The sequence below is a fragment of the Janthinobacterium sp. BJB446 genome (genome assembly GCF_002735655.1).
Classification (GTDB): domain Bacteria; phylum Pseudomonadota; class Gammaproteobacteria; order Burkholderiales; family Burkholderiaceae_D; genus Janthinobacterium; species Janthinobacterium lividum.
The window spans coordinates 1-23,341 of the sequence record NZ_PDZK01000003.1 but is presented as its reverse complement, the minus strand read 5'-3'; the positions used below and the strand labels follow the sequence as shown (position 1 = coordinate 23,341).

Here is a 23,341-nt window from a genome sequence, read left to right as displayed (position 1 = left end):
CGCCCTGTCTAGTCGATGGTGGCCACGACGGGTGCATGGTCGGACGGCTGTTCCCACTTGCGGGGCACGCGGTCGATGACGCACGCCGTGCAGCGGGCGGCGAGGGCGGGCGAGAGCAGGATGTGGTCGATGCGCAGGCCCTTGTTCAGGCGGAAGCCCAACTGGCGGTAATCCCACCAGCTGAACGATTTGTCCGCCTGCTCGAACAGGCGGAAGGCATCCGTCAGGCCGATGTCGAACAGGCGCTGCAGGGCGGCGCGTTCCTTGTCCGACACCAGTACCTGGCCTTCCCAGGCGACAGGGTCGTGCACGTCGCGGTCGTCGGGCGCGATATTGTAGTCGCCGACGACGGCCAGTTGCGGGTGCTGCTGCGCTTCTTCGGCCAGCCAGTCGTGCAGGGCGGCCAGCCAGCCCAGCTTGTATTCGTACTTGTCCGAGTCGACGCTCTGGCCGTTCGGCACGTAGGCGCAGACGACGCGCACGCCACCGATGGTGGCGGCCAGGATGCGCTGCTGCGCATCTTCATAGCGCGGGTTGTTCTTCACCACGTCGGTGATCGGCAGCTTCGACAGGATGGCCACGCCGTTATACGTTTTCTGGCCGCTGAAGACCACCTGGTAGCCGGCCGCCTCGATCTCGGCGACGGGGAACTTGTCGTCCGTCAGTTTGGTCTCTTGCAGGCAGAGTATGTCGACCGGGTTGTCTGTCAGCCACTGCAGCACTTGCGGCAGGCGCACTTTGAGCGAGTTGACGTTCCAGGTGGCGAGTTTCATGGGAAAAATCCTTGCTTGAATGGGTATCGTTAGGCGCGAATCTTACCGCATGCGTGTCGATGACGTCTTGCGCCGCTTGCCGGGTAGGAGCTTTATTTGCTGGCAGGGAAAAAGAGTACAAATAAAGTATTTATACTTAACCAATCGTGGCGCATGAATATTATGTTTTTGTGTATCATTGATCAACCCCTATGTTTGATTTGGCATAAGTGGCTGGCGTGGCAGGATGCGTCTCGCTGATTAACGCGACAAAGGTGTAAAGTTTCTCGCTAAAACGCGATAAAAACTACTAAAATGGCACCGTGTAACAACTGTGTCACACAGCTTTGTTACGGCCAAGTTGGCAACCAGACAGGAAGCAGTTGTAATTAGTTGTAATTGCTATTCCGATTACATGACCACTGTGCCGGGGACGGAGTGTCAATTCCGTCCCTGGCGCCGCCAGACTTGTTATATAAATTGCAGTACTATATCTATGAGACTGTTTTGCGACATCAATAGATGGTACTATTTTGAAATGTTGCAGTTTTAATAGTGAGACTTGCGCGTAGCATTTGCAAAGGAAGAAAATGCGAACTGCATTTGAAGCGTGGGCGCAGCGTGACGGCCACATTGTGCGGCGAAGAGAAGACAAACCGGATGAGTACCTGATTTTCGAGACCCAGCGCCGCTGGGTTATCTGGCAGGCTGCTCTGACGCATGGCAAGACGGCTGCCAAGCCGCGCGTGAGCGCTGCCGAAAAGGCGGCGAAAGCCCAGCGCGCGCTGGAAATGTCTTCCGATGAAGCGACCGTGCGCAACAAGGTGCTCAATGAAGTGCTCGACGCCTTCAGCGGCGCCGATGGCGCGGCCGGCATGGAAGGCATACTGAAAGTGATCCAGGGCCTGAAGCAGAAGCAGAAGGCGCTGGCCGACGACAAGAGCGAAGATTCAACGGCTTGAGGGGACGGCGATGCGTTATCGGCACTACAAGGGCGGCATTTACGAACTGGTGTGCGAAGCCACGCTGGAAGCGGATCTGACGCCGATGATCGTCTATCGCGCCGCCGACGGTTCCATCTGGACCCGGCCGAAGGACGTATTCTTTCAACTGATCGAAGTCGAAGGCGTCATGGTCCAGCGTTTCGCTCCCATCAACTGATGGCCGCCTGCGTGCGTGCCCGGGATACTCTTCATGCGTAAATTGCTGCCTGCCGCTCTGGTGCTGTGCTTTGCCTGCGCCGCGGCGCACGCCGAAACCATCGGCTCGGTCGACACGGTGTTCAAACTGATCGGCCCTGACCACAAGATCGTCGTCGAAGCGTATGACGACCCGCACGTCGCCGGCGTCAGCTGCTATCTGTCGCGCGCCAAGACGGGCGGCATCAAGGGCGCCGTCGGCCTGGCCGAAGACAAGGCCGATGCGGCCGTGGCGTGCCGCCAGGTGGGGCCGCTGCAATTCAAGGGCAAGCTGCCACGCCAGGAAGAAGTGTTTACCGAGCGTGCCTCGATCTTCTTCAAGCATGTGCGCGTCGTGCGCATGGTCGACAGCAAGCGCAATGCGCTGGTCTACCTCGTGTATTCCGACCGCCTGATCGACGGCAGTCCGAAAAACAGCGTCACCGCCGTCGCCGTGCCCGGCGACCAGCCGATTCCCGTCCGTTAAGCGAGCTTCCCATGCGCGTGCCATCGTCTGCCGCCCTTGCCGCCAGGACGCTGCTGCTGTTTGGCCTGGGCGGCTGCGCCACCCTGACTGGCAACACCGAGCAGATGGTGCTGGTGCAAACCATCCAGGATAACCGCGAACTGACTGGCGCCGGCTGCATCCTCAGCAACGACGTGGGCAAGTGGTTCGTCACCACGCCCGGGCGCATCACCATCCGCAAGAGCCAGGAACCGTTGAAGGTCGACTGCCGCAAGCACGGTTCGCCCGCCATCGCGACGGACGACCATATCGACCCCAAGCTCAATGGCAGCGTCTGGGGCAATGTCATCCTGACCCTGGGCGTCGGCTATTTCGTCGACCGCAACACGGGCGCCGGCTTTGACTACCCATCCATTTTGACCATCGTCATGCAGGACCCCGCGCGCCTGGCGCCGCCGCCCGCGCCCGTCGCCGCGAAGCCGCAGCCGGCCGCCGTGCCGGAAACGGTGGTGCAGCCGAAGGTGGCGCCGTCGCCCTTGCCCAATCCCGTCGTCTACTGATTCAACTGCACATAAAAAAAGCCGCCAGGGTCAGTGACCGTGGCGGCTGTATTCTTGCGTAACGACGCCTGACAAAACCGTAGCGAGCGGGAGCTAGTGGTGGCCGAGAAGCGCAGCTGTACTTTATGTACAGCGAGCATCGCCGGCCGCCAATGGCCCCGCGCAGTAGGTTTGGTCTGGCGTTCTCTTACACGCGGTTGATCAGGAACGTGGTGAGCAAAGGCACCGGACGGCCGGTCGCGCCTTTTGCGCCGCCCGATTTCCATGCCGTGCCGGCGATGTCCAGATGCGCCCAGGTGTACTTCTTGGTGAAGTTTTCCAGGAAGGCCGCTGCCGTCACCGAACCGCCGCCTGGCGTGCCGATGTTGGCCAGGTCGGCGAAGTTCGACTTCAGCTGCTCGTTGTACGCCTCTTCGATCGGCATGCGCCATGCCGTGTCGCTCGACTGTTTGCCCGCTGCCAGCAATTCATTGGCCAGCTGGTCATGCGCCGCATCGCTGCGCGTAAACAGGCCGCTGTTGTGGTGGCCCAGGGCCACGACGCAAGCGCCCGTCAGGGTGGCGATATCGACCACGGCTGCCGGCTTGAAGCGTTCGGCGTAGGTCAGCGCGTCGCACAGCACCAGACGGCCTTCGGCGTCCGTGTTCAGCACTTCGATGGTCAGGCCGTTCATGGAAGTGACGATGTCGCCCGGCTTGGTGGCACGGCCCGACGGCATGTTTTCGCACGCGGCGATGATGCCGATGACGTTCAGCTTCAGGTTCATTTCGCCGATGGCGCGGAAGGTGCCCAGGACGGAGGCGGCGCCGCACATGTCGTACTTCATTTCATCCATGCCAGGACCGGCCTTGATCGAAATGCCGCCCGTGTCGAAGGTGATACCCTTGCCAACCAGGACGACTGGCGCATCCTTGGCCTTGCCGCCCATGTGTTTCAGGACGATGAACTTCGGCGGCTGCTCGCTGCCGTTGGTGACGGACAGGAAGCTGCCCATTTTCAGCGCTTCGAGCTGTTTGCGGTCCAGCACTTCGACTTCGAACTTGTAATCCTTGGCCAGCTGCTTGGCCGTGTTGGCCAGGTAGGTCGGATTGGCGATGTTTGCCGGCAGGTCGCCCAGGTTGCGCGTCAGGTCGGAACCGTTGGCGATGGCGATGGCTTGCGCCAGCGCGCCGCGCGTGGCGGCCGTTGCAGGAGCAGCCAGGACGATCTTGCGCACGCCTGCTGGCGCCGGATCTTTTTTGCTTTTTTGCGAGTCGCAGCGGTATTGGCTGTCATGTGCGGCTTGCACCACGCAACGGATTGCCCAATTTAAGTCGCGCTCTTTCACTTCAGCCAGCGGTAATGCGATAATGGCGTCCGCAGCGCCCAGCGAGCCGAAGGCCTTCAGTGCGGCTTGTACGCCGGTCGTGAAGCTTTTTTCGCTGACAGTGTCATCGCTGCCCATGCCTACCAGCAGAACACGTTCGGCGGCGACGCCATCGACTGCGCGCAGCAGCAAGGTGCTGCCAGGCTTGCCGCTGATGTCGCCGGACTTCAGCGCAGCCGAAATCGCACCCTTGCTGTCCAGCGATTTTGCCGCTGGCGACAGTTTTTTGTTTTCGAATACCGCAACCGCGATGCATCCGCTTTTGGCCGTGCCGAGGGTGCTCTTGGTATCGAATGCTTTTATGCTAAAGTCCATTTGGTTCTCCGTTTTCATTTACTAGTAACGTGTTACTCAACTAACTGATCCGAATTATAAACTCCGAATGATCTTTCAACGCGCCCTTCGACGTGAATTGGCTAGTGCCGCCGGGGCCACCTTCACAGTTTTGTTCAGCATCCTGCTCACCTGGATGCTGATCGGTATTCTCGGCAAGGCGGCGGGCGGCAAGATTGCGTCGTCCGACGTCATGTCGCTGATGGTTTTTTCCGCCCTGATGCAGCTGCCCACCATCATCATCCTCACCGGATTCATTTCGGTGCTGATGGTCGTCACCCGCAGCTACAAGGAGTCGGAGATGGTGGTGTGGTTCGCCTCCGGCCTGAGCCTGTCGCGCTGGATCTGGCCCGTGCTCAGCTTCGGCCTGCCGCTGGTGCTGGCCACCGGCATCCTGAGCCTGTACGCCACGCCGTGGGCGCAAAAGAAAAGCGATGAATATGTGGCGCGCTTTGAAAAGCGCGAAGACCTGCAGAAAGTCACGCCGGGCCAGTTCCGCGAATCGGCCGGCAGCAACCGCATCTTCTTCGTCGAGGGCGTCAGCGGCGAGAAGACGGTGGTGCAAAACGTCTTCGTCAATACCGTCGATGAAAAAGGCAGCGCCGTCGTCGTCGTCGCCAAGGAAGGCGTGATCAATACCGACGCCAAGGGTGAACGCTTCCTGGTGCTCAAGAGCGGCCGCCGCTATCAGGGCGTGCCGACGCAGGCGGACTTCCAGACCATGGAGTTCGAACAGTACATCATGCGCATCGAGAGCAAGCAGCAGGAACTGGGCGCGGAACTGGGCGTGCGCGCCATGAGCACCATGGCGCTCATCGCCGATCCGAATCCGTATACCATGGCCGAATTGCTGTGGCGTGTCAGCGCGCCCCTGATCGGCCTGATGCTGATCCTGCTGGCCATTCCGCTGGGCTTTGTCAATCCGCGTGCAGGCAGTTCGACCAACCTGATCATCGCCCTGCTGATTTTCTTTACGTACAGCAACCTGATCAAGGTCATCGAAGCGAGCGTGAAACAGGGCCGCCTGACCTTTGGCCTGGCCTGGTGGCCGCTGCACCTGCTGGCGGCGCTGGCCGTGGTGGCGCTGTTTGCGTGGCGCCTGAATGTGAACCACCGCTATCATCCGCTGGTCCTGCTGGCGGCTTTCAAGCGCGCGCGCCGCGCCGGCAATACAAGTAAAGCGGCATCGAAATGAAGATTTTACAGCGCTATTTTGCGGTCTCGATATTCCAGGCGGTGCTGTTCGTGCTGCTGGCCTTCCTGGCACTGCAAGCCTTCATCGACCTGACGGGCGAGTTGCCCAAGGTGGGCCGCAACGGCTACACCATCCAGTATGCCTTCCTGTACGTGCTGGTGCTGGTGCCGGGGCACGTGTACGAGGTGATGCCGATCGCGGCGCTGATCGGCACGATCTATACGATGGCGCAGTTTGCCGCCAGTTCCGAATTTACCATCATGCGCGCATCGAGCATGTCGACGGCGATGGCGGCCGGTTTCCTGTTCCGCATCGGTATCGTCTTCGTCGTCATCACCTTCATCTTCGGCGAGTTGATCACGCCGCGCACGGAACCGCTGGCCGAACGCCTCAAGCTGACCTCGCGCGGCGCGGCCGTGTCGAGCGAATTTCGCTCGGGCCTGTGGACCAAGGACATGGTCAAGAGCGATGGCCTGACGGGCACCGTCACCGGTTCGCGCTTTTTCAATGTCGGCGAAGCGCGTCCGGACGGCCAGCTGAAAAACGTCAAGCTGTATGAATTCGACACCGATATGCGTTTGCGCACCCTGACCGTGGCCAAGGGCGCGACGTATCGGGGCAACAATATCTGGCGCCTGACCGATGTGACGGAAACCTCGTTCTCGAACAGCGCGGCCACGTCGCCCGGCTTCGAGCCGAAGCTGTCGAACTACTATGGGCAGGAAACGAGCCTGGTGCACACGGTGCAAAGCGCCAGCAAGGACATGACGTCGGAAGTGACGCCGAAGATCCTGACGGTGTCGGCTTCCGATCCCGAGCGCATGTCGGCCAGCGAACTGGCCGTGTACACGCGCCACCTGGCCGAGAACAAGCAGGAAACCGAGCGTTTCCGCATCGCCTTCTGGAAAAAGCTGATCGATCCGCTGGCCATTTTCGTGTTGATGGCGCTGGCGCTGCCGTTCGCCTACATGCATACGCGCAGCGGCGGCATCAGCCTGAAGATCTTCATCGGCATCATGATCGGCGTGAGCTTCATGCTGGTCAACACCCTGTTCTCGCATCTGGGGCTGCTCAGCACCTGGCCGGCCTTCCTGACGGCGGTGGCGCCGAGCGCGCTGTATCTGCTGCTGGCGCTGGGCGCCCTGTGGTGGGTGGAGCGGCACTGATGGAGACGAACGCGGAACAGGCGCTGATCCTGTTTGCCCATGGCGCGCGCGCCGCATCGTGGGCCGCGCCCTTCGAGCGCCTGCGCGACCTGACCCAGGCGCGCATGCCCGGCACCGGCGTGCACCTGGCTTTCCTTGAACTGATGACGCCACGCCTGCCCGAGTTGGTAGCGACCCTGCTGGCCAAGCTGCCCGCCGGCGCCACCCTGGACGTCACCGTGGTGCCCGTGTTCCTGGGGCAGGGCGGGCATGTGCTGCGCGACTTGCCGCTATTGCTGGAAGAATTGCGCCAGCGGCATCCTGCACTGCGCCTGAAGGTGGTCGAGGCGGTCGGCGAGAACGCCAGCGTGCTCGCCGCCATCGCCGATTACTGCGTGGCGGCGCCAGGCTCCAGCACTCTCCCTTGAGCGGCATCGACATCGTCTACCTGTGGGTTGACGGCACCGATCCCGCCTGGCGCGCGCGCTGGCAGCACGCGTATGCCGCCTGGGCGCAGGCGCATCCCGGCCAGCTGGCCCTGCACGGCAACGTGGCGGGGCGCTACCGTGACAACGGCGAGCTGCGCTACAACCTGCGCGCGCTCGAGCGCTTCTTCCCCGGCCACGGCCATGTCTACCTGCTGACGGACCGGCAAGTGCCGGAGTGGCTGCGCGCCTCACCGCGCCTGACGGTGATCGACCATGCGAGCCTGATGCCCGCTGCCGCCTTGCCCGTGTTCGATTCCGGCCATATCGAATCGTATCTGCACCATATCCCGGGCCTGTCCGAGCGCTTCCTGTATCTGAACGACGACGTATTTTTTGGCGCGCCGTTCGAGCCCGCATTCTGGTTTGGGGAGGAAGGGGACGGGCGTTTGAGTGTTTTCACGGAGAGTGCGCTGCACGAAGACATGCAGGGCTTGCGCGCCGACGTGGCGGCGCCTGTCAATTGCGCCACCTTGTCGCGGCAATGGCTGTCGGCGCAGTATGCAGCTTACCAGCATGAACCGCGCCTGTATGCGCACGCGCCGCGGCCCATGCTGAAAAGCGCGCTGCATGCACTGGAAGGGCTGGCGCCGGCCATGTTTGCCGGCGTGCGCGCGACGGTGTTTCGCTCGTGGCAGGTGCCGGCGTTGCTGCCCGACCTGGTGCCGCGCTGGATGGTGCATCAGGGGATTGCGCGGTCGCGCATGCTCGACCCGCTGCATATCGCCAGCGGCGATGTGGCGGCGCCGCAGCAGCTTGAGGAGCTGGCGGCGCGTTTTGGCAGCTTGCCGTTTTTCTGTATCAACGATACCTGCGACGAGGCCGAGGATGACGACCCGCGCCTGCTGCGCGTGGCCGCGACCTTGCAGCGGCTGCTGCCGCTGCCATCTTCATTTGAGGGCGGTTAAGCCGATTTCTTCTTTGGCGCCAGGCTGATGCGGGCGGCGGCCGAACTGTCGGACAGCGAAGCGAGGAACAGCAGCAGATAGGCGCCCAGTTCGAAGACTTCCTCGCCCAGCAGCGCGTAGGCGTCCGGCATGCCATGGAAGACCTTCTTGTCGAAGGGCCAGCCGGCGACCATCAGCAAGCCGCCGATGGCCGTCAGGATGGTGATGCGCATGCTGAAAATCAGGCCGGCATGGGCAAACACCTTGCGGGCACGCGGCGCGAAAAAGATCAGGATGCGTATCAGGATCAGCAATTCCAGCACGCGCAGGGCTTTTTCCAGCTGGGCCCAGACGGGCGCCGTGCCGAACTGGTCGATATCGAGTTCGCGCAGCAGGAAGCCGAACAGCAGGGCGCACAAGCCTGCATGCATGAGAAAGCGCAGCGACTGGCGGTCAGTCTCTTGCCAGGCGCGCACGCCGTGCACGGTGCAAGCCAGGGCCAGGAACAGCGCTTGCAGCCATTCCAGCAAATGGTTTTCGTCGTCGATATTCGGGAACACCGTCCACAGGGCGATAGAGGCGAGCATGCTTAACAGCACAGCACTGGCGACGCCGACATTGCTGCGGCTGAGCGAAGTCAGGGCTTCGCGCATGGAGGTGAAATTCATGTGTGGTCGTAAGGCTAAAGTTGCGCGGCGCGGTATTGCAGCCTGCGGGCGCAGCTTTTTTCGGGGAGGTTGCCAGTGGTTCCGTCAGCCGGGAGACCGCATGGCAAGCGCTATGGCGGGGCGAAGCGTGAATTTATTGCTATCACGCAACAACTTCTCGAGAAAAGATGCGTCCGCATCGTATCATGTTTCCTCTGAAGACGTCGATTACTGACTTTAAAGTCGGTAAAATACGGTGTGTTTATTCAAGCATGGCGGGCCAGCATGGCGGCTGCTTCTTCGGTGCTCTGGTGCGCGCGCGCGGCCATGGCGTCGCCCAGCATCACCAGCACGGGACCGTGGGTGTCGCCCAGGCCATGCGCCAGGGCGCTCAGCGGCAGGCGTACGATGCGCTGGTCCGGGCGGCTGCAGTTTTCAATCACTACCACCGGGGTGTCGGCACGGCGGCCCTGCGCCAGCAGGCGCTGTGCCGTGGCGATGGCTTCACGGCCGCCCATGTATTGCACCAGGGTGTCGCAGTCGGGAATGCGCGTCTGGTCCGGTTCGCCCGGCGCCGTGCTGGACGTGAAAAAGGCCACGCTGCGCGACACGCCCCGCTTGGTCAGCGGCTGCTGTGTGGCGGCCGCTGCCGCCAGTGCCGTGGTAATGCCGGGCACCACTTCCACCGCGATGCCCGCCTCTTCCAGCGCGCGCAATTCCTCGTCGGCGCGCCCGAACAGCATGGGGTCGCCCCCTTTCAGGCGCACGACGACGGCGTGCTTGCGTGCATGGTCGACCAGTTGCTTGTTGATGAAGGCCTGCGCCGTCGACAACTGGCCGCAGCGCTTGCCTACGAGGATTTTCTTCGCCTGCGGGCACAACTCCAGCATCTCTTCGGTGACCAGCGCGTCGTGCAGCACGACGTCCGCTTGCGCCAGCAGGCGCGCGCCGCGCAAGGTCATCAGATCTTGCGCGCCGGGGCCGGCGCCGACCAGGTAAACCTTGCCGGGGAGAGATGGGGAGCTGTTCATGTGGCTGCCTTTCCTGGACGATGCAGAGTTAGAGTCGAACCATGCCGGCCGCGACCGTCTGGTGGGTGACTTCATCGATCAGGATGAAGGCACCGGTGGCGCGGATATCGGCATACGCGTCGGCCGCCAGCGCCTGCTGCACATTCAGGCTGATGCGGGCGATATCGTTGAGCTTCAAGCCTTCGGCCGGATGGCGCTGCTGCGTATTGATGTCGAGGATCGATTCGATCGCCGTCACTTTTGCCGCCGTCTGTTTCGTGCCGTGCTTGATCCAGTACTTGCGGCGCAGGTCCAGCGCGTCCTCCGACAGCCAGCACACGTCGGCCACCACCTGTTTCAGCAGGGTGGCAGGACGCTCGCTGCTTGCCAGCAAGTCGCCGCGCGAGATATCGAGGTATTCATTGAGCAGCAGGGTCACGGACTGGCCCACCACGGCCGTCGACAGCGAACCGTCCAGGGTGACGATATCCTTGACTGTTGCCGTCTGGCCCGATGGCTGCACCACCAGGGTGTCGCCGACGCTGACCTTGCCCGCTTCGATGCGGCCCATGTAGCCGCGGAAGTCGTTCGCTTCGTGGCCATTGTGGCGCGCCACCAACTGCACCGGGAAGCGGAATGGCGTGTCGTGCGATTCATCGTAGACGGACAGCGATTCGAGCAGCTCGATCAGGGTCGGGCCCGTGTACCAGCCCAGCTTGTCGCCGCGTTCGACGACGTTGTCGCCAGTGAGTGCCGACAGGGGAATCGGCGTGATGTCCTTCAAACCCAGCGACTGGGCAAATTCGCGGTAGGCGGCCACGATGCGCTTGTACACCGTTTCATCGTAGTCGACGAGGTCCATCTTGTTGACGGCCACGACCACGTGCTCGATCTGCAGCAAGTGCGCGATGGTCGAATGGCGCTTGGTCTGGATCAACAATTCCACGCTGCCATCGTCGCCCAGTTTTACCTTCGACACGTCGATCAGGATGATGACGGCATCGGCGGTGGAAGCGCCCGTGACCATGTTGCGCGTGTATTGTTCGTGGCCCGGGGTGTCGGCGATGATGAATTTGCGTTTCGGCGTGGCAAAGTAACGGTAGGCCACGTCGATGGTGATGCCTTGCTCGCGTTCCGCTTCCAGGCCGTCCGTCAGCAGGGACAGGTCGACCGTGTCGCCCACCGTGCGCTTGTGCTTGGAGCGCGACATGGCGTCGAGCTGGTCGGCGAAGATGCCCTTGCTGTCGAACAGCAAACGGCCGATCAGGGTGCTCTTGCCGTCATCGACGGAACCGGCCGTGATGAAGCGCAACATGCCGCGCTCCAGGCTGTCGGTGAGGTTGGTGTTCTGGATTGCTGCGTTCATTAGAAGTACCCTGCTTTCTTGCGTTTTTCCATCGAGGCTTCGGAAGTCTGGTCATCCATACGGGTGGCCCCCCGTTCCGTGATTTGCGTGATTGCCGTTTCGGCGATGATGGCGTCGACCGTCGCCGCATCCGAGGAGACAGGGCAGGTGCACGAGATATCGCCCACCGTGCGGAAGCGCACGACTTGCGTTTCCACCGTTTCGCCTTCGCGTGGCGGCGTCAGGTCCGTCAGCGGCACCAGCAAGCCGTTGCGCGGGATCACCTGGCGCTCGTGCGCGAAGTAGATCGGTGGCAATTCCAGTTGCTCGCGGGCGATGTATTGCCACACGTCCAGCTCCGTCCAGTTCGAGATGGGAAACACGCGCATGTTTTCACCGGGATGCACGCGGGTGTTATACAGGTCCCACAGTTCCGGACGCTGGGCTTTCGGGTCCCAGGCGCCGAATTCGTCGCGGAACGAGAAGATGCGTTCCTTGGCGCGGGCCTTTTCTTCATCGCGGCGGGCGCCGCCGATGCAGGCGTCAAAGCCGTGTTCGGCGATGGTTTCCAGCAAGGTGACGGCTTGCGCCGCATTGCGCGAATCCGTGGCCGGGTTGCGCAGACGCACGGTGCCGCGCTTGATCGAGTCTTCCACGGAGCCGACGATCAGGCGTTCGCCCAGTTCCGCCACCTTTTTATCACGGAAAGTAATGACTTCCGGGAAGTTGTGGCCCGTGTCGATATGCACGAGGGGAAATGGGAACTTGCCCGGGCGGAAGGCTTTCTCGGCCAAACGCAAGAGGACGACGGAATCCTTGCCACCGGAAAACAGCAGCGCAGGATTGGCCGATTCGGCCGCCACTTCGCGCATGATGTGGATGGCTTCCGATTCAAGGCTGTCGAGGTGACGCTGGTTCAAAATATTGCTCATATGGGTGCTTTCTTATTCTGCTGAGTCTGTTGTGTCTGTTCAGGCTGCCACGGATTTGATGCGTATCAATTTGCCGTCCACCATGTGCAGGCCGCATTCCTTGGAGTCCGGGTTTTCCCACCACCAGCGTCCGGCGCGCACATCTTCGCCCGGCTGGACGGCCCGCGTACAGGGTTCGCAGCCGATCGACGGGTAGCCCTGGTCGTGCAGCGCATTGTAGGGCACGTCGTTGGCGCGGATGTATGCCCACACGTCTTCTTCCGACCAGTCGGCCAGCGGATTGAATTTCGTCATCGCGTGCGCCGCGTCGTCTTCCTGCACGTGCAATTCGGCGCGCGTGGTGGACTGCGCACGGCGTTGTCCCGTCACCCAGGCCTTGTTGCCGGCCAGCGCGCGCCCCAGCGGTTCGACCTTGCGGATGCGGCAGCATTCGCGGCGCATCTCGACGCTGTTATAAAAGGCGTTCAGGCCGTTCTGTTCCACGTAGGCAGCCACCGCTTCCGGCTGCGGGCGGTACAAGGTGATGTCGTGGTCGTAACGGGTCTTGACCTTGTCGAGCACGGCCAGGGTTTCCTGGTGCAGCCGGCCCGTTTCCAGGGAAAAGATGCCAATTGGCAGCTTCGCCTTGAGAATCATGTCGGTCAGCACCATGTCTTCGGCTGCCAGGCTGGACGCGAACACGGCCGGCGAAAAATCCGCGGCGATGCGTGTCAGCGTTTGCTCGGTGGCGTCAATCAAAGAAGTCAAATTGCTCATGATGGGCCCTCAGATGCCGGCCGCGTTGTCGAGGTCAGGATTCTGGCCTTCGCGCTGGTGGCGACGGAACAGCGGTGATTTTTGATCCCACGAAGCCTGGTAGGTTTCCGAAAAGACCGACAAACCTTTCAGGGCGTCGTGGATGCTGCGGTCGGGCCGGGTGGCATAAGCGTCAAAGCCTACCCTGTGCATGGAAAACAGCTGATCGCGCAGCACGTCGCCGATGGCGCGCAACTCACCCTGGAAACCCAGACGGGCGCGCAGGTTGAAGGCGATCGAATAGCCTCGGCCATCCGTGAATTTCGGGAAGTCCACGCCGATCACGGGCAGTTGCGCCACGTCGGCCGCCAGTTCTTCCGGGCGCTCGTCGCTGGCCAGCCATACGCCGATATCGGGCAGGCGGGCGGCCAGGGTCTCGCGCTGGGCTTGCCATACGAGCAGGGGCACGATGACCTTGCCGGCAGGCACGACGACCGTTTCCGGCATGTCGTTTTCATCGAGGCGCAGCAAGCCCCAGGTATTTGGCACCACGGCGGCATTCTTGATGATTTCTTCGCGTACTTCAAACATATTCGTCCTCTCCCACCAGGTTGCCGACCGTGATCGGCGTTGCATATACGTGTTCCTTGAACGGCGCCACGCCCAGGCGCTGGGCCGTATCGACGAAGCGCTCGCCTTCGTGGCGGTCGCGCACATAGACGTGCAGCAGGCGGCCGATGACTTCAGGCATCTGCAGGGAAGAGAACGATGGTCCGATGATCTTGCCGATGGCCGCGTTGTTGCCTTGTGCGCCGCCAATCGACACTTGATACCATTCGCTGCCATCCTTGTCGACGCCGAGGATGCCGATGCTGCCCACGTGATGATGGCCGCAGGCATTGATGCAGCCGGAAATATTCAGTTCGATCTCGCCGATGTCGTGCTGGAAGTCGATGCTGTCGAAGCGTTCGGCAATGGCGGCCGCGATCGGCAGCGACTTGGCGTTGGCCAGCGAGCAGAAATCGCCACCGGGGCAGCAGATCATGTCCGTCAGCAAGCCGATGTTCGGCGTGGCCAGGCCATGCGCCTTGGCTTCCTGCCACAGTTTGAACAGTTTCGACTGCTCCACGTCGGCCAGCACCAGGTTTTGTTCGTGGGTCACGCGCAGTTCGCCAAAGCTGTAGCGGTCGGAGAGATCCGCCACGAAGTCGATCTGCTCGGCCGTCGCATCGCCTGGCGGCACACCCGTTTTCTTCAGCGACAGTACCACGGCCACGTAGCCGGGACGCTGGTGCGGCTTGACGTTGCGCGCCAGCCAGTTCACATACGCCTTGTTGTCCGCGTGCTCCGCCTTGTAGTCGAGTTCCGGCAGGACAAGGTAGGCGGGTGGATTGAAGAAGTCCGCCACGCGCTGCATTTCCTCGGCCGTCAAGGTTTCCGGACCATCTTTCAAGTCGACCCACTCTGCTTCCACCTGGCGCGTGAATTCCTCCACGCCGATGGCTTTCAACAGGATCTTGATGCGCGCCTTGTATTTGTTGTCGCGGCGGCCGTGCAGGTTGTACACGCGCATGATGGCCTGGATATACGTCAGCAAGTGCTGCCACGGCAAGAATTCGCGCACGACGCTGCCCAGGATCGGCGTGCGGCCCATGCCGCCGCCGGCCATCACCTTGAAGCCCACTTCGCCAGCTTCGTTGCGCACGGCCGTCAAGCCGATATCGTGCACGGCGATGGCGGCACGGTCTTCTTCGGCGCCATTGATGGCGACCTTGAATTTACGCGGCAGGGCGATGAACTCGGGGTGGAAGGTGCTCCATTGGCGCAACACTTCCGCGTACGGGCGCGGATCGATGATTTCATCGGCGGCGACGCCGGCGAACGGGTCCGATGTTGTATTGCGGATACAGTTTCCGGAAGTCTGGATCGCGTGCATTTCCACCGATGCCAGGTCCGTCAGGATATCGGGGGTTTGCTCCAGCTCGATCCAGTTGAACTGGATATTCTGGCGCGTCGTGAAGTGGCCATAGCCGCGGTCGTACTTGCGCGCGATGTGCGCGAACATGCGCATCTGCTTCGACGACAGCAAGCCGTACGGCACGGCGATGCGCAGCATGTAGGCGTGGCGTTGCATGTACAGGCCGTTTTGCAGGCGCAGCGGAATGAACTCCTCTTCCGTCAGCTCATTGGCGATACGGCGCGCAACCTGGTCTCGGTACTGGGCGATGCGTTCTTTGATGATGAGGTGGTCGTACTGATCGTAGTGGTACATATCAATTCCTAAAAAAGCCGGGGTGCTGGAAGATTGCCTGGGATTATGTTCTTGATACTGCTCTTGTCACTTGTTCGGTAATTAATAGATTAGCTTCACTGCCACGCCGGTCAAGGTCATCGCCAGCAGCACTCGTAAAAACTTTTCCGGCACGGAGCGGGCGACCCAGGAACCGAGCGTGATGCCGGGCAGGGAGCCGACCAGCAAGGAGGCCAGCAATTCCCAGTGGATGGAGCCGAGCCACCAGTGGCCCAGGGCGGCGATGGCCGTCAGGGGCACGGCGTAGGCGATATCGGTGCCCGCCACTTCGGCTGAGCTCATGCGTGGATACAGCATCACCAGCAGGGTCGCGCCGATGGCGCCGGCGCCGATCGAGGACACCGTGACCAGCACGCCCAGCACGGCGCCGGAAATAATGGTCGCAGCGGCAAGCTTGTTACCTTGCAATTGTTTCTCGGGGTGTGCATTGATCCAGGCCAGCATGCGGCCCTTGAAAATCAGCGCCACGACGGTCAGCAGCACGGAGCCGGCGATCGAGTAACGGATGATCTGGCCGATTTCCGGCGACAGGGTGCCGAACGATTTCAGCGCCAGGGTCGCGATGACGGCGGCGGGCAGGGCGCCGATGCACAGGCGCTTGACGATATCCCAGCGGATGGTGCCGCGCAGGCGGTGCGTCAGGGTGCCGGCGCTCTTGGTGATCGAGGCGAACGCCAGGTCGGTGCCCACCGCCACGGAAGGCGGCACGCCAAACAGCAAGGTTAACAGCGGCGTCATCAGCGAACCGCCGCCCACGCCGGTCATTCCTACGAGTAATCCTACGGCAAATCCTGAGACTATATAAGACAAAGTCATGCTTGCACCCCCAAAGTACCCGCAATAGTAATAAACTTAGTGTTTATTCCAAACTACTAAGTACGCATTTGCTTATATGCGATATGCGTATATGCATGAACGTAAAATCATGGGTGGGGCGGAAACTCGGCAAATCACGGCAATCTAGGGCAAACCAGCAATGAATCTCCATCAATTGCGCTTCGTGCGCGAAGCGGTCCGGCAGAATTACAACCTGACGGACGCCGCCAAGGCCTTGTTTACGTCGCAACCGGGCGTATCGAAAGCCATCATCGAGCTGGAGGAAGAGCTGGGCGTGGATATTTTTACGCGCCACGGCAAGCGCATCCGCGGCTTGACGGAGCCGGGCCGCCTGGTGCTGGAGTCCGTCGAGCTGATCATGCAGGAAATCGACAGTATGAAGCGCATCGGCAAGGAATTCGCGGCGCAGGACAGCGGCAGCTTTACCATTGCCACCACGCATACGCAGGCGCGCTACACCTTGCCGAAGGTGGTGCAAGCCTTCATGTTGAAGTTTCCGAAGGTAAGATTGTCTTTGCTGCAAGGTAACCCGCGCCAGATCGCCGAAATGGTGCAGCGCGACCAGGCCGACCTGGCCATCGCCACGGAATCGATCGCCGCCATCGATGGCTTGATCACCTTGCCATGCTATCAGTGGGAGCACGTGGTGGTGGTGCCGGTCGACCATCCGCTGCTCAAGTCGAAGTCCGTGACCCTGGAAGAAATCGCCGCTTTCCCCCTGATTACCTATGACAGCGCGTTTGCCGGACGTAACAAGATCGACCACGCTTTCGTGCTGCGCGGCCTGAAGCCTGACATCTTGCTCGAAGCCATCGATGCGGATGTGATCAAGACTTATGTCGAGTTGGGCATGGGGATTGGTATCATAGCGGGTATGGCCTTCGATGCCGAGCGCGACAAAGGCTTGCGCGCCATCCCTGTCGGCCACCTGTTCGGCATGAATGTGTCGCGCGTGGCTGTCAAGCAAGGCGCGTATTTGCGCAGCTATATTTATACCTTTATCGAGTTGCTGACGCCGACCCTGAACCGCAAGCTCATCGAGCAGGCGATGAGCGGTGATAAAGAGCACTACGAACTATAACAATGCACGAAGTCGGCCGGGCGAGGTGCCTGGCCAAGATTATTTAAGAAGAGAAGAAACAATGATTACCGATCAGCTTGCCAAATATTACGCCACCATCGCGCAGCAGTACGAGCGCGTCTATGACAAGCCCGAACGCCAGGAAGACCTGGAAGTGTTGCGCGACAAGGTCGCCGACGTGCTGGAAGGCCACACCGTGCTGGAACTGGCTTGCGGTACCGGCTACTGGACGGAGGTGGTCGCCGAGTCGGCCGAGTCCGTCCTGGCCACCGATATCAACGATGAAATGCTGGCGCTGGCCCAGGCGCGCGGTTTGCCCGACAACGTCACCTTCGCCAAGCTCGACGCGTTCAACTTGCCGGACGACTTGCTGGGCAAGTTCACGGCCGTGTTTGCCGGTTTCTGGTGGTCGCACGTCAAGCGTGAAGACCAGGACAAATACCTGAAGCAATTGCGCAGCAAGCTGGGCAAGGACATCCTGCTGGTACTGATCGACAATTCCTATGTCGATGGCAGCAGCACCGTTATCGCGCGCACCGACCTGGAAGGCAATACCCACCAGTTCCGCACGACGGATGGGGGCGAGCGCTATGAAGTGCTGAAGAATTTCCCGTCGGATAGCCACCTGCGCAAGAAGTTTGCCCACTCGGCCCGCGAAATCCGCATGAAGCGCCTGGAATACTACTGGCTGCTGAGCTGCCGCCTGAAGTAAGGCCGGACTGCCGCCACAAGCCGCCCTCGGGCGGTTTTTTTTCGCCTGTTGTTTTTATCTGACAAGACATTGTGCTAAAAAACAACATCTTGTCGATGTCATATTGTTGAAGTATTTGGTGGGCATGATTCGGTTCAGCAGCTAAGCAGCAACATTCTTGTCCAACCTAATGTAGAGAATCTCAAGTGAAAAAAATTACTCTGGCAGCATTGATCATCGGCACCTTCGCAGCAGCTACGGCACAAGCACAATCGAACGTCACCGTGTACGGCCTGGTTGACCTCGGTATTGCCAAGACCACTGGCCAGCCGACGGTACAACGCGAAAACAATGCGTCGCGCCTCGGTTTCAAGGGTACGGAAGATCTGGGTGGCGGTCTGTCCGCAATTTTCAACCTGGAAAGTGAATTTCTGGCCGATACCGGCGCACAAAAAGGCGTGTTGTTCGACCGTCAAGCTTACGTGGGCTTGAAAGGCGCGTTTGGTACCGCCATCCTGGGCCGCACCAAGAACCTGGTCGATGGCACCATCGCCCGCGTCGATCCATTCAACACCTACGGCGTGGTCGGCAAGAACAATGAAACCCTGCTGCGTTCGGGCGTCGGCACATCGCGCGTCAACAACGCCGTGACCTATAACAGCCCAAGCTTTGAAGGTTTCGTGGGCAGCCTGCAATACGTGCTGAGCGAAGTCAACAGCGCTGACGCAGGCGTGATCGGCCTGGCAACCTACGACAATGGCCCGATCAGCTTGCACGCCGGCTACGAAAAAGCCGTGCAAGCAACGGCAACGGCCGCCAAGCCTGACCTGTGGTCCATCGGTGGCGGCTATAAATTCGGCCCAGCCAAGATCACGGCCGCCTACTCGAAAGGCGACACCAAAGTTGCCACGACCGGCGAATTCAAGTCCTACCTGATCGGCCTGAACTACACGGTTGGCGGCGGCGATGCCAAAGTGTCGTACGGCAAGCAAGAGCAAAGCAACAACAAGTTCAAGGATCAGGACACCATCAAGGAATTCGGCGTCGGCTACGACTACCACCTGTCGAAGCGCACCGACGTGTACGCTTACGCTGGCCGCGAGCGCGTCAAATCGCTGACTTCGTACCAGATCGGCCTGGCACACAAATTCTAAGCATCATTCGATGTGAGGAAGTGAAAGGCGCCTGCGGGCGCCTTTTTTATTGCATCGCCGCTGCTGCTGCCGCCTCCGCATGCATGGGCAGCGAGATGTCGATGCGCGTGCCGCCCAATTCGCTATCGGCGCCGATATGGATGCTGCCGTTCAAGCCCCACACCCGTTCGCGCATGCCCAGCAAGCCCAGGGCCGTGGCTTTTTCCAGGTCGTGCTCGGCAATGCCGCGGCCGTCATCCTGGATGGTGATGGCGAGCGAGGAATCGATGCGGTGCAGGGCGATGGTGATATGGCTGGCCTCGGCATGGCGTGCGATATTCGTCAGCGCTTCCTGCACGATGCGATAGATGGCCGTGCTGCGCGCATCGTCGAGCACGAGGTCGGCTTCGTCGGCCAGCAAGTCGAAATGGATGGCGCGGCGCAGCAGGAAGTCGTGCCGCAGTTTTTGTAGCGCAAAATATAAGCCCCCTTCATCGAGCGCGCGCGGACGCAGGTTGCTGGCGATGCGCCGCAGCGAGGTGATGGCCGTCACCAGCAAGCCGTCCATGCTGTGCAGCAGTGCTTGCAAAGATGCGGTGGTATCCGTGTGCTGGCGCACCAGGGTCAGGTCGACGCGCAAGGTGGCCAGCAACTGCCCCAGGTCATCATGCAGTTCGCGTGCGATATGCTTGCGCTCCTCTTCGCGGATGGATTGCAGCGCGCTCGACAATTCGCGCAGTTGCGAAAAGGAGCGGGCCAGCTGTTCATGCATTTGCTGGCGCGCACTGATATCGCGCACGATGATGGTAAACACGCTATGGCCGTCTTCCTGCATGGCCGAGAGCGAACCTTCGAGGGGAAACATGGCGCCATCGCTGCGCCGGCCCGTCAAGGTGTAATCGGTGGCGCGCCGGCCCGTCAGGCGCAGCTCCTGGCTGATGTCGCCAAACGGCGGATCGCCATCGTGCTTGCCCAGGCCGTCAAGGGTACGCAAGTCGCGCAGGATGTAGTGGCCCAGGCGCATGCCGCGCATGCCGTCCGGCGTGTCATCGAACAACCTGGCTGCCGCCGCGTTCGCATGCAGGATGATTTGCCCGCTGTCGATGCTGATGATGGCGTCGCTGGCGCTATCGATGATGGCCTGGCCACGCGCCTGCCGTTGCCGGAGGGCTTTCAGGGGAGGAAACAAGCACAGCAAAAGCGCTGCCGCCATGCCCAGCGGCAGGATGCGCAGCAGTGTGGAACTGCCTCGGTCAGGCATGGGGTTCTCCTTGCGAACGTGAACGAAGGCAAGACAGGAATGGCAGACAGGACTTTAGCCTATGCTTGTTGGCACGGCGCGGCTTGATGTGGCGCAGGAAGGGGAAAGAAGAGAGTGATGCGCCGCGCCGGCCTGGGCCGGGCGGCGGCGAGAGACTTACATTTGCTTGAACAGGTGCAGGAAGCTTCGGCTCACTTCGAGCTTGTCGGACTTGCCTTTGATGAGCACCAGGTGGCGGCCGCGGATGTCGCGCGTCACGCCTTCGATGGCATTCACGTTGACCAGTGTGGCGCGGTGGATTTGCCAGAACAGCGAAGGATCGAGCTCTTCGGCCAGGTCGCGCACGGGCTTGCGGATCAGCGCCTCATACTTGGCTGTCTGCACACAGGTGTATTTCTCGTCAGAACGGAAGAACAGAATTTCTTCCACGGGGATCATGCGCAAGTCCTGGCCGATGCTGGCCTGTATCCATTGCAGATACGTGGGCTTGGCCGTGATTTTCTCCGCCAGTTGCGACAGCATGGCCGTGACGCTGCTGTTGACGTCCAGGGCCGGCTTGTTCAAGTGGGTTTTCAGGCGCTCCACCGTGACCAGCAAGCGCTCATGCTCGGGCGGCTTGAGCACGTAGTCGACGGCGCCCCGCTCGAAGGCTTCGACGGCGTGGGTATCATAGGCCGTGACGAAGACGATGTGCGTCTTGCCGCCAATCACTTGCGCTGCTTCCATGCCTGTCTTGCCCGGCATGCGGATATCGAGGAAGGCAAAGTCCGGCTTGAGTTGCTCCACCAGTTCGATCGCTTCGTCGCCATTCTTGGCTTCGCCGATGATTTCCAGTTCAGGCCAGGCTTGGCCCAGGCGCAGGCGCAGCTGGTCGCGCATCAGTCTTTCGTCGTCGGCAATAATAGCGGTAGGCATAGGTCTCAAGTGTGAACGGGCGAAGATTGATTATTCAATGATTTAGCGTTTTTATCAACTACTCTGTCTTATTTGGACAATTGATATGGCACTTCAATCACGGCGCATACGCCGGACGGTTGATTTGGCGTAATGGTCAGGCTGCCCTGGTCGCCATGCAGCAGCTTCAGGCGCTCGCGGATGGTGGGCAAACCGAGTCCCGTGCCATCGCTGGGTACCACGCCAAAGCCCAGGCCATCATCGGTCACCGTGACGCGCAGCTTGCTGTGCGCCACTTCTGCCACGATGCGCAGGGTGCCGCCTTCCGGTTTGACTTCCAGGCCGTGTTTGATGGCATTCTCTACCATCGATTGCAGCATCATGGGCGGGAAGGCGGCGCTGCGCAGGCCGTCTGGAATCTGGAAATCGACGGTCAGGCGTTCTTCCATGCGCATTTTCAGCAGGTTCAAGTACGCTTGCACCATATCCGCTTCGCGGCCCAGGTTGGTAATCAGGGCGTTGTCGCGCATTTGCGGCAGCACGGCGCGCAGATACTGGATCAGGCTGCGCTGCATCTTCGCCGCGCGCGGCGGATCGACCTGGATCAGGTGTTCGACGGAGGCCAGTGTGTTGAACAGGAAGTGCGGCTCGACTTGCGCCTGCATCATCTGCATCTTCGCTTCGCTGAGCTGGCGCTGCATGGATTCGCGCTCGGCCGCTTCGTTTGCCGTGACGGTTTCCGCTTCCGCACGTTTCTTGCCGCCAACCAGGGCTTTCATGGCAAACAGGGCCAATACCAGCAAGGACACAAAGCTCTTGAACCAGGTTGATGCCTGCTGGTGATAGCGCGACACTTTTTGTTCTGCCGCATCATCGACCGCTTCTTCGATAGCATTCGACAACTCTTCGCCGATTTGCGGCGGCAATTCAATATGGACTTCTTCGCCCGAGGCATTCGTCGTTACTGGATAGCTGGGTTTGGCAGGGGCAGCCGGTGGTTCAGGCGGTTCGGGCGGCACGGCACCGGCTTGTGCGTCTGCCTCGGCGGCATCGGCTGGATCGGCCGAGCTGCTACGGCGGTTCTTGCTGTTGCGGGGATTGAAGTGAATGCCCGTATCGTCGATCAGGATATTGGTTTCACCCGAGCCCTTGCTGCTGCGTTTATGCGACTTGATGACCACTTCTTCGTCCGGGCTGGACGAGAACAGCTCATCTTGCAAAATGGAGCCGGCGATCAGTGCCAGTGCAGCGAACAGGAAGAATTTCCACCAGGACAGTTGGGTAACCCAGGTCGTCGTCGCGTCGAATGCCCGTTGCAACCAAGCGAGGATGGTTTTCAACAATTGGGGCAGGCTGGAAATCGGAAGCATGAGGGCACTTTCAAGTACAAGAGTTAATCGACGCAGCGGGCAAGTTTAACCCCTTGTTGAGTAGCGTCAGAGTCTGATGTTGCCACTGTGCCTAAAGACCACGAACTACGCCAGCCGATTGCGACAGGCTGCACAAAAAGGCGCTTGAAGTGAAGACTATGCTTGCTGGGCGGTGAGGGTGGAAAAATAGCGCTTGCGGGGTGTGCGGGGCAAGGCTATAATTCGCCCCCTCGCTGAACGACGCATGCAAATGCAGCGTAAAGTGAGAAAAAAGAAGGAGTTGACGGACGTAGCGAAATGCTTCATACTCTTCCTTCTTCGCAGCTGACAAACACAACGCTTTGTCGATAGCGCGAAAGCAGTAACCGAATACAGTTCTTTAACAATTAACAGTCGATAAGTGTGGGCATTTGATGTAAGTGCAGCGTCAATCTTCGGATTGGCGTCAAACTTAAAATATATCAAATGTTCACAAGAAATAATGAAATAGGCGCTACGAAAGTAGTGGCCTGTCAGTTTTTTGAGTGAGCAAATCTTTTGCAATGCAAAAGATTTGGATGGTAGTGATACTGTCCGACCTGTCAGAAATGACATTAAACAGAGATTAAACTGAAGAGTTTGATCCTGGCTCAGATTGAACGCTGGCGGCATGCCTTACACATGCAAGTCGAACGGCAGCACGGAGCTTGCTCTGGTGGCGAGTGGCGAACGGGTGAGTAATATATCG

Annotated in this window: 24 protein-coding genes and 1 rRNA gene; 12 read left to right on the top strand and 13 right to left on the bottom strand. The window is 60.5% G+C overall.

The genetic code is table 11. From position 1 onward, the window contains the following. Positions 1-8: 8 nt before the first annotated feature. On the bottom strand, positions 9-773 hold the full coding sequence (gene xth / locus CSQ92_RS19475) for an exodeoxyribonuclease III (protein ID WP_034782197.1): 765 nt from the start codon (positions 771-773) through the stop codon (positions 9-11). A 569-nt stretch (positions 774-1,342) separates the two neighbouring features. Between xth and CSQ92_RS19470 the strand changes: the two genes are divergently transcribed. Genes CSQ92_RS19470 through CSQ92_RS19455 form a run of 4 tightly spaced genes read left to right on the top strand, consistent with a single transcriptional unit; the run spans position 1,343 to position 2,956 of the window. Then, on the top strand, positions 1,343-1,714 hold the full coding sequence (locus CSQ92_RS19470) for a hypothetical protein (protein ID WP_034751548.1): 372 nt from the start codon (positions 1,343-1,345) through the stop codon (positions 1,712-1,714). A 10-nt stretch (positions 1,715-1,724) separates the two neighbouring features. Beyond that, positions 1,725-1,913 (top strand): DUF1653 domain-containing protein, encoded by a 189-nt coding sequence (locus CSQ92_RS19465; RefSeq protein WP_034782199.1) that lies wholly within the window; start codon positions 1,725-1,727, stop codon positions 1,911-1,913. Positions 1,914-1,946: 33 nt separating this feature from the next. Then, positions 1,947-2,417: a CreA family protein gene (locus tag CSQ92_RS19460; protein ID WP_099395129.1), complete on the top strand. Its 471-nt coding sequence runs from the start codon at positions 1,947-1,949 to the stop codon at positions 2,415-2,417. Between the two features lie 11 nt (positions 2,418-2,428). After that, positions 2,429-2,956 carry a hypothetical protein gene (locus CSQ92_RS19455; RefSeq protein ID WP_070282795.1) on the top strand — a complete coding sequence of 176 codons (528 nt, stop codon included), beginning with the start codon at positions 2,429-2,431 and terminating at the stop codon, positions 2,954-2,956. A 187-nt stretch (positions 2,957-3,143) separates the two neighbouring features. Here the strand turns inward: CSQ92_RS19455 and CSQ92_RS19450 are convergent, their stop codons facing one another. Further along, positions 3,144-4,637: a leucyl aminopeptidase gene (locus tag CSQ92_RS19450; RefSeq protein WP_099395128.1), complete on the bottom strand. Its 1,494-nt coding sequence runs from the start codon at positions 4,635-4,637 to the stop codon at positions 3,144-3,146. Positions 4,638-4,704: 67 nt separating this feature from the next. Between CSQ92_RS19450 and lptF the strand changes: the two genes are divergently transcribed. The 4 genes from lptF to CSQ92_RS19430 are packed head-to-tail and all read left to right on the top strand — an operon-like array spanning position 4,705 to position 8,388. Continuing rightward, positions 4,705-5,850 carry an LPS export ABC transporter permease LptF gene (gene lptF, locus CSQ92_RS19445; RefSeq protein ID WP_034782206.1) on the top strand — a complete coding sequence of 382 codons (1,146 nt, stop codon included), beginning with the start codon at positions 4,705-4,707 and terminating at the stop codon, positions 5,848-5,850. Then, on the top strand, positions 5,847-7,016 hold the full coding sequence (lptG, locus tag CSQ92_RS19440; RefSeq protein ID WP_034782207.1) for an LPS export ABC transporter permease LptG: 1,170 nt from the start codon (positions 5,847-5,849) through the stop codon (positions 7,014-7,016). The genes lptF and lptG overlap by 4 nt, the downstream gene beginning before the upstream one ends. Continuing rightward, positions 7,016-7,423 carry a sirohydrochlorin chelatase gene (locus CSQ92_RS19435; protein ID WP_099395127.1) on the top strand — a complete coding sequence of 136 codons (408 nt, stop codon included), beginning with the start codon at positions 7,016-7,018 and terminating at the stop codon, positions 7,421-7,423. The genes lptG and CSQ92_RS19435 overlap by 1 nt, the downstream gene beginning before the upstream one ends. Next, positions 7,420-8,388 carry a Stealth CR1 domain-containing protein gene (locus CSQ92_RS19430; protein ID WP_099395126.1) on the top strand — a complete coding sequence of 323 codons (969 nt, stop codon included), beginning with the start codon at positions 7,420-7,422 and terminating at the stop codon, positions 8,386-8,388. Before CSQ92_RS19435 ends, CSQ92_RS19430 begins: the two co-directional genes overlap by 4 nt. Here the strand turns inward: CSQ92_RS19430 and CSQ92_RS19425 are convergent. The 8 genes from CSQ92_RS19425 to CSQ92_RS19390 all read right to left on the bottom strand — a co-directional run bounded on the left by CSQ92_RS19425 (position 8,385) and on the right by CSQ92_RS19390 (position 16,163). Further along, positions 8,385-9,035: a hypothetical protein gene (locus tag CSQ92_RS19425; protein WP_139144061.1), complete on the bottom strand. Its 651-nt coding sequence runs from the start codon at positions 9,033-9,035 to the stop codon at positions 8,385-8,387. The genes CSQ92_RS19430 and CSQ92_RS19425 overlap by 4 nt on opposite strands. A 245-nt stretch (positions 9,036-9,280) precedes the next feature. After that, on the bottom strand, positions 9,281-10,045 hold the full coding sequence (gene cobA / locus CSQ92_RS19420; RefSeq protein ID WP_099389335.1) for a uroporphyrinogen-III C-methyltransferase: 765 nt from the start codon (positions 10,043-10,045) through the stop codon (positions 9,281-9,283). 28 nt (positions 10,046-10,073) lie between these two features. Next, positions 10,074-11,390, bottom strand: coding sequence for a sulfate adenylyltransferase subunit 1 (locus CSQ92_RS19415; protein WP_099395125.1), 1,317 nt, complete (start codon positions 11,388-11,390; stop codon positions 10,074-10,076). Continuing rightward, a complete protein-coding gene (gene cysD, locus CSQ92_RS19410) occupies positions 11,390-12,301 on the bottom strand; it encodes a sulfate adenylyltransferase subunit CysD (protein ID WP_034782216.1) in 912 nt (303 codons plus the stop codon). The genes CSQ92_RS19415 and cysD overlap by 1 nt, the downstream gene beginning before the upstream one ends. A gap of 39 nt (positions 12,302-12,340) precedes the next feature. Continuing rightward, positions 12,341-13,057 carry a phosphoadenylyl-sulfate reductase gene (locus tag CSQ92_RS19405; RefSeq protein WP_070282804.1) on the bottom strand — a complete coding sequence of 239 codons (717 nt, stop codon included), beginning with the start codon at positions 13,055-13,057 and terminating at the stop codon, positions 12,341-12,343. A gap of 9 nt (positions 13,058-13,066) precedes the next feature. Beyond that, positions 13,067-13,627: a DUF934 domain-containing protein gene (locus tag CSQ92_RS19400; protein ID WP_099395124.1), complete on the bottom strand. Its 561-nt coding sequence runs from the start codon at positions 13,625-13,627 to the stop codon at positions 13,067-13,069. Next, positions 13,620-15,308: a nitrite/sulfite reductase gene (locus tag CSQ92_RS19395; RefSeq protein WP_099395123.1), complete on the bottom strand. Its 1,689-nt coding sequence runs from the start codon at positions 15,306-15,308 to the stop codon at positions 13,620-13,622. The genes CSQ92_RS19400 and CSQ92_RS19395 overlap by 8 nt, the downstream gene beginning before the upstream one ends. An 81-nt stretch (positions 15,309-15,389) precedes the next feature. Then, positions 15,390-16,163 (bottom strand): sulfite exporter TauE/SafE family protein, encoded by a 774-nt coding sequence (locus tag CSQ92_RS19390; RefSeq protein WP_034782225.1) that lies wholly within the window; start codon positions 16,161-16,163, stop codon positions 15,390-15,392. Between the two features lie 160 nt (positions 16,164-16,323). Between CSQ92_RS19390 and CSQ92_RS19385 the strand changes: the two genes are divergently transcribed. The 3 genes from CSQ92_RS19385 (at position 16,324) to CSQ92_RS19375 (ending at position 19,110) form a co-directional block, all read left to right on the top strand. After that, on the top strand, positions 16,324-17,265 hold the full coding sequence (locus CSQ92_RS19385; protein WP_034751505.1) for a CysB family HTH-type transcriptional regulator: 942 nt from the start codon (positions 16,324-16,326) through the stop codon (positions 17,263-17,265). A 61-nt stretch (positions 17,266-17,326) separates the two neighbouring features. Beyond that, entirely contained in the window at positions 17,327-17,977 is a 651-nt protein-coding gene (locus CSQ92_RS19380; protein ID WP_034782226.1) for a class I SAM-dependent methyltransferase, read from the top strand. Positions 17,978-18,162: 185 nt separating this feature from the next. Then, positions 18,163-19,110, top strand: a complete 948-nt coding sequence (locus tag CSQ92_RS19375) for a porin (RefSeq protein ID WP_052140115.1) — start codon at positions 18,163-18,165, stop codon at positions 19,108-19,110. A 46-nt stretch (positions 19,111-19,156) separates the two neighbouring features. Here the strand turns inward: CSQ92_RS19375 and CSQ92_RS19370 are convergent, their stop codons facing one another. The 3 genes from CSQ92_RS19370 to CSQ92_RS19360 form a co-directional block, all read right to left on the bottom strand. Further along, complete coding sequence (locus CSQ92_RS19370) at positions 19,157-20,350, bottom strand: PAS domain-containing sensor histidine kinase (RefSeq protein ID WP_099389331.1); 1,194 nt, start codon at positions 20,348-20,350, stop codon at positions 19,157-19,159. 156 nt (positions 20,351-20,506) lie between these two features. After that, a complete protein-coding gene (locus CSQ92_RS19365) occupies positions 20,507-21,265 on the bottom strand; it encodes a LytR/AlgR family response regulator transcription factor (RefSeq protein ID WP_034782231.1) in 759 nt (252 codons plus the stop codon). A gap of 68 nt (positions 21,266-21,333) precedes the next feature. After that, the gene (locus CSQ92_RS19360; protein WP_070253895.1) at positions 21,334-22,614 is read right to left on the bottom strand and encodes a sensor histidine kinase; all 1,281 of its coding nucleotides are present in this window, start codon (positions 22,612-22,614) and stop codon (positions 21,334-21,336) included. A gap of 606 nt (positions 22,615-23,220) precedes the next feature. Between CSQ92_RS19360 and CSQ92_RS19355 the strand changes: the two genes are divergently transcribed. Next, positions 23,221-23,341, top strand: a 16S ribosomal RNA gene (locus CSQ92_RS19355); the annotation flags it as partial.

Excerpts from the sequence above, each read along its gene's own strand:
- xth (WP_034782197.1), bottom strand. The coding sequence starts at position 773 with ATGAAACTCGCCACCTGGAACGTCAACTCGCTCAAAGTGCGCCTGCCG.
- CSQ92_RS19470 (WP_034751548.1), top strand. The coding sequence starts at position 1,343 with ATGCGAACTGCATTTGAAGCGTGGGCGCAGCGTGACGGCCACATTGTG.
- CSQ92_RS19465 (WP_034782199.1), top strand. The coding sequence starts at position 1,725 with ATGCGTTATCGGCACTACAAGGGCGGCATTTACGAACTGGTGTGCGAA.
- CSQ92_RS19460 (WP_099395129.1), top strand. The coding sequence starts at position 1,947 with ATGCGTAAATTGCTGCCTGCCGCTCTGGTGCTGTGCTTTGCCTGCGCC.
- CSQ92_RS19455 (WP_070282795.1), top strand. The coding sequence starts at position 2,429 with ATGCGCGTGCCATCGTCTGCCGCCCTTGCCGCCAGGACGCTGCTGCTG.
- CSQ92_RS19450 (WP_099395128.1), bottom strand. The coding sequence starts at position 4,637 with ATGGACTTTAGCATAAAAGCATTCGATACCAAGAGCACCCTCGGCACG.
- lptF (WP_034782206.1), top strand. The coding sequence starts at position 4,705 with ATGATCTTTCAACGCGCCCTTCGACGTGAATTGGCTAGTGCCGCCGGG.
- lptG (WP_034782207.1), top strand. The coding sequence starts at position 5,847 with ATGAAGATTTTACAGCGCTATTTTGCGGTCTCGATATTCCAGGCGGTG.
- CSQ92_RS19435 (WP_099395127.1), top strand. The coding sequence starts at position 7,016 with ATGGAGACGAACGCGGAACAGGCGCTGATCCTGTTTGCCCATGGCGCG.
- CSQ92_RS19425 (WP_139144061.1), bottom strand. The coding sequence starts at position 9,035 with ATGAATTTCACCTCCATGCGCGAAGCCCTGACTTCGCTCAGCCGCAGC.
- cobA (WP_099389335.1), bottom strand. The coding sequence starts at position 10,045 with ATGAACAGCTCCCCATCTCTCCCCGGCAAGGTTTACCTGGTCGGCGCC.
- CSQ92_RS19415 (WP_099395125.1), bottom strand. The coding sequence starts at position 11,390 with ATGAACGCAGCAATCCAGAACACCAACCTCACCGACAGCCTGGAGCGC.
- cysD (WP_034782216.1), bottom strand. The coding sequence starts at position 12,301 with ATGAGCAATATTTTGAACCAGCGTCACCTCGACAGCCTTGAATCGGAA.
- CSQ92_RS19405 (WP_070282804.1), bottom strand. The coding sequence starts at position 13,057 with ATGAGCAATTTGACTTCTTTGATTGACGCCACCGAGCAAACGCTGACA.
- CSQ92_RS19400 (WP_099395124.1), bottom strand. The coding sequence starts at position 13,627 with ATGTTTGAAGTACGCGAAGAAATCATCAAGAATGCCGCCGTGGTGCCA.
- CSQ92_RS19395 (WP_099395123.1), bottom strand. The coding sequence starts at position 15,308 with ATGTACCACTACGATCAGTACGACCACCTCATCATCAAAGAACGCATC.
- CSQ92_RS19390 (WP_034782225.1), bottom strand. The coding sequence starts at position 16,163 with ATGACTTTGTCTTATATAGTCTCAGGATTTGCCGTAGGATTACTCGTA.
- CSQ92_RS19385 (WP_034751505.1), top strand. The coding sequence starts at position 16,324 with ATGAATCTCCATCAATTGCGCTTCGTGCGCGAAGCGGTCCGGCAGAAT.
- CSQ92_RS19380 (WP_034782226.1), top strand. The coding sequence starts at position 17,327 with ATGATTACCGATCAGCTTGCCAAATATTACGCCACCATCGCGCAGCAG.
- CSQ92_RS19370 (WP_099389331.1), bottom strand. The coding sequence starts at position 20,350 with ATGCCTGACCGAGGCAGTTCCACACTGCTGCGCATCCTGCCGCTGGGC.
- CSQ92_RS19365 (WP_034782231.1), bottom strand. The coding sequence starts at position 21,265 with ATGCCTACCGCTATTATTGCCGACGACGAAAGACTGATGCGCGACCAG.
- CSQ92_RS19360 (WP_070253895.1), bottom strand. The coding sequence starts at position 22,614 with ATGCTTCCGATTTCCAGCCTGCCCCAATTGTTGAAAACCATCCTCGCT.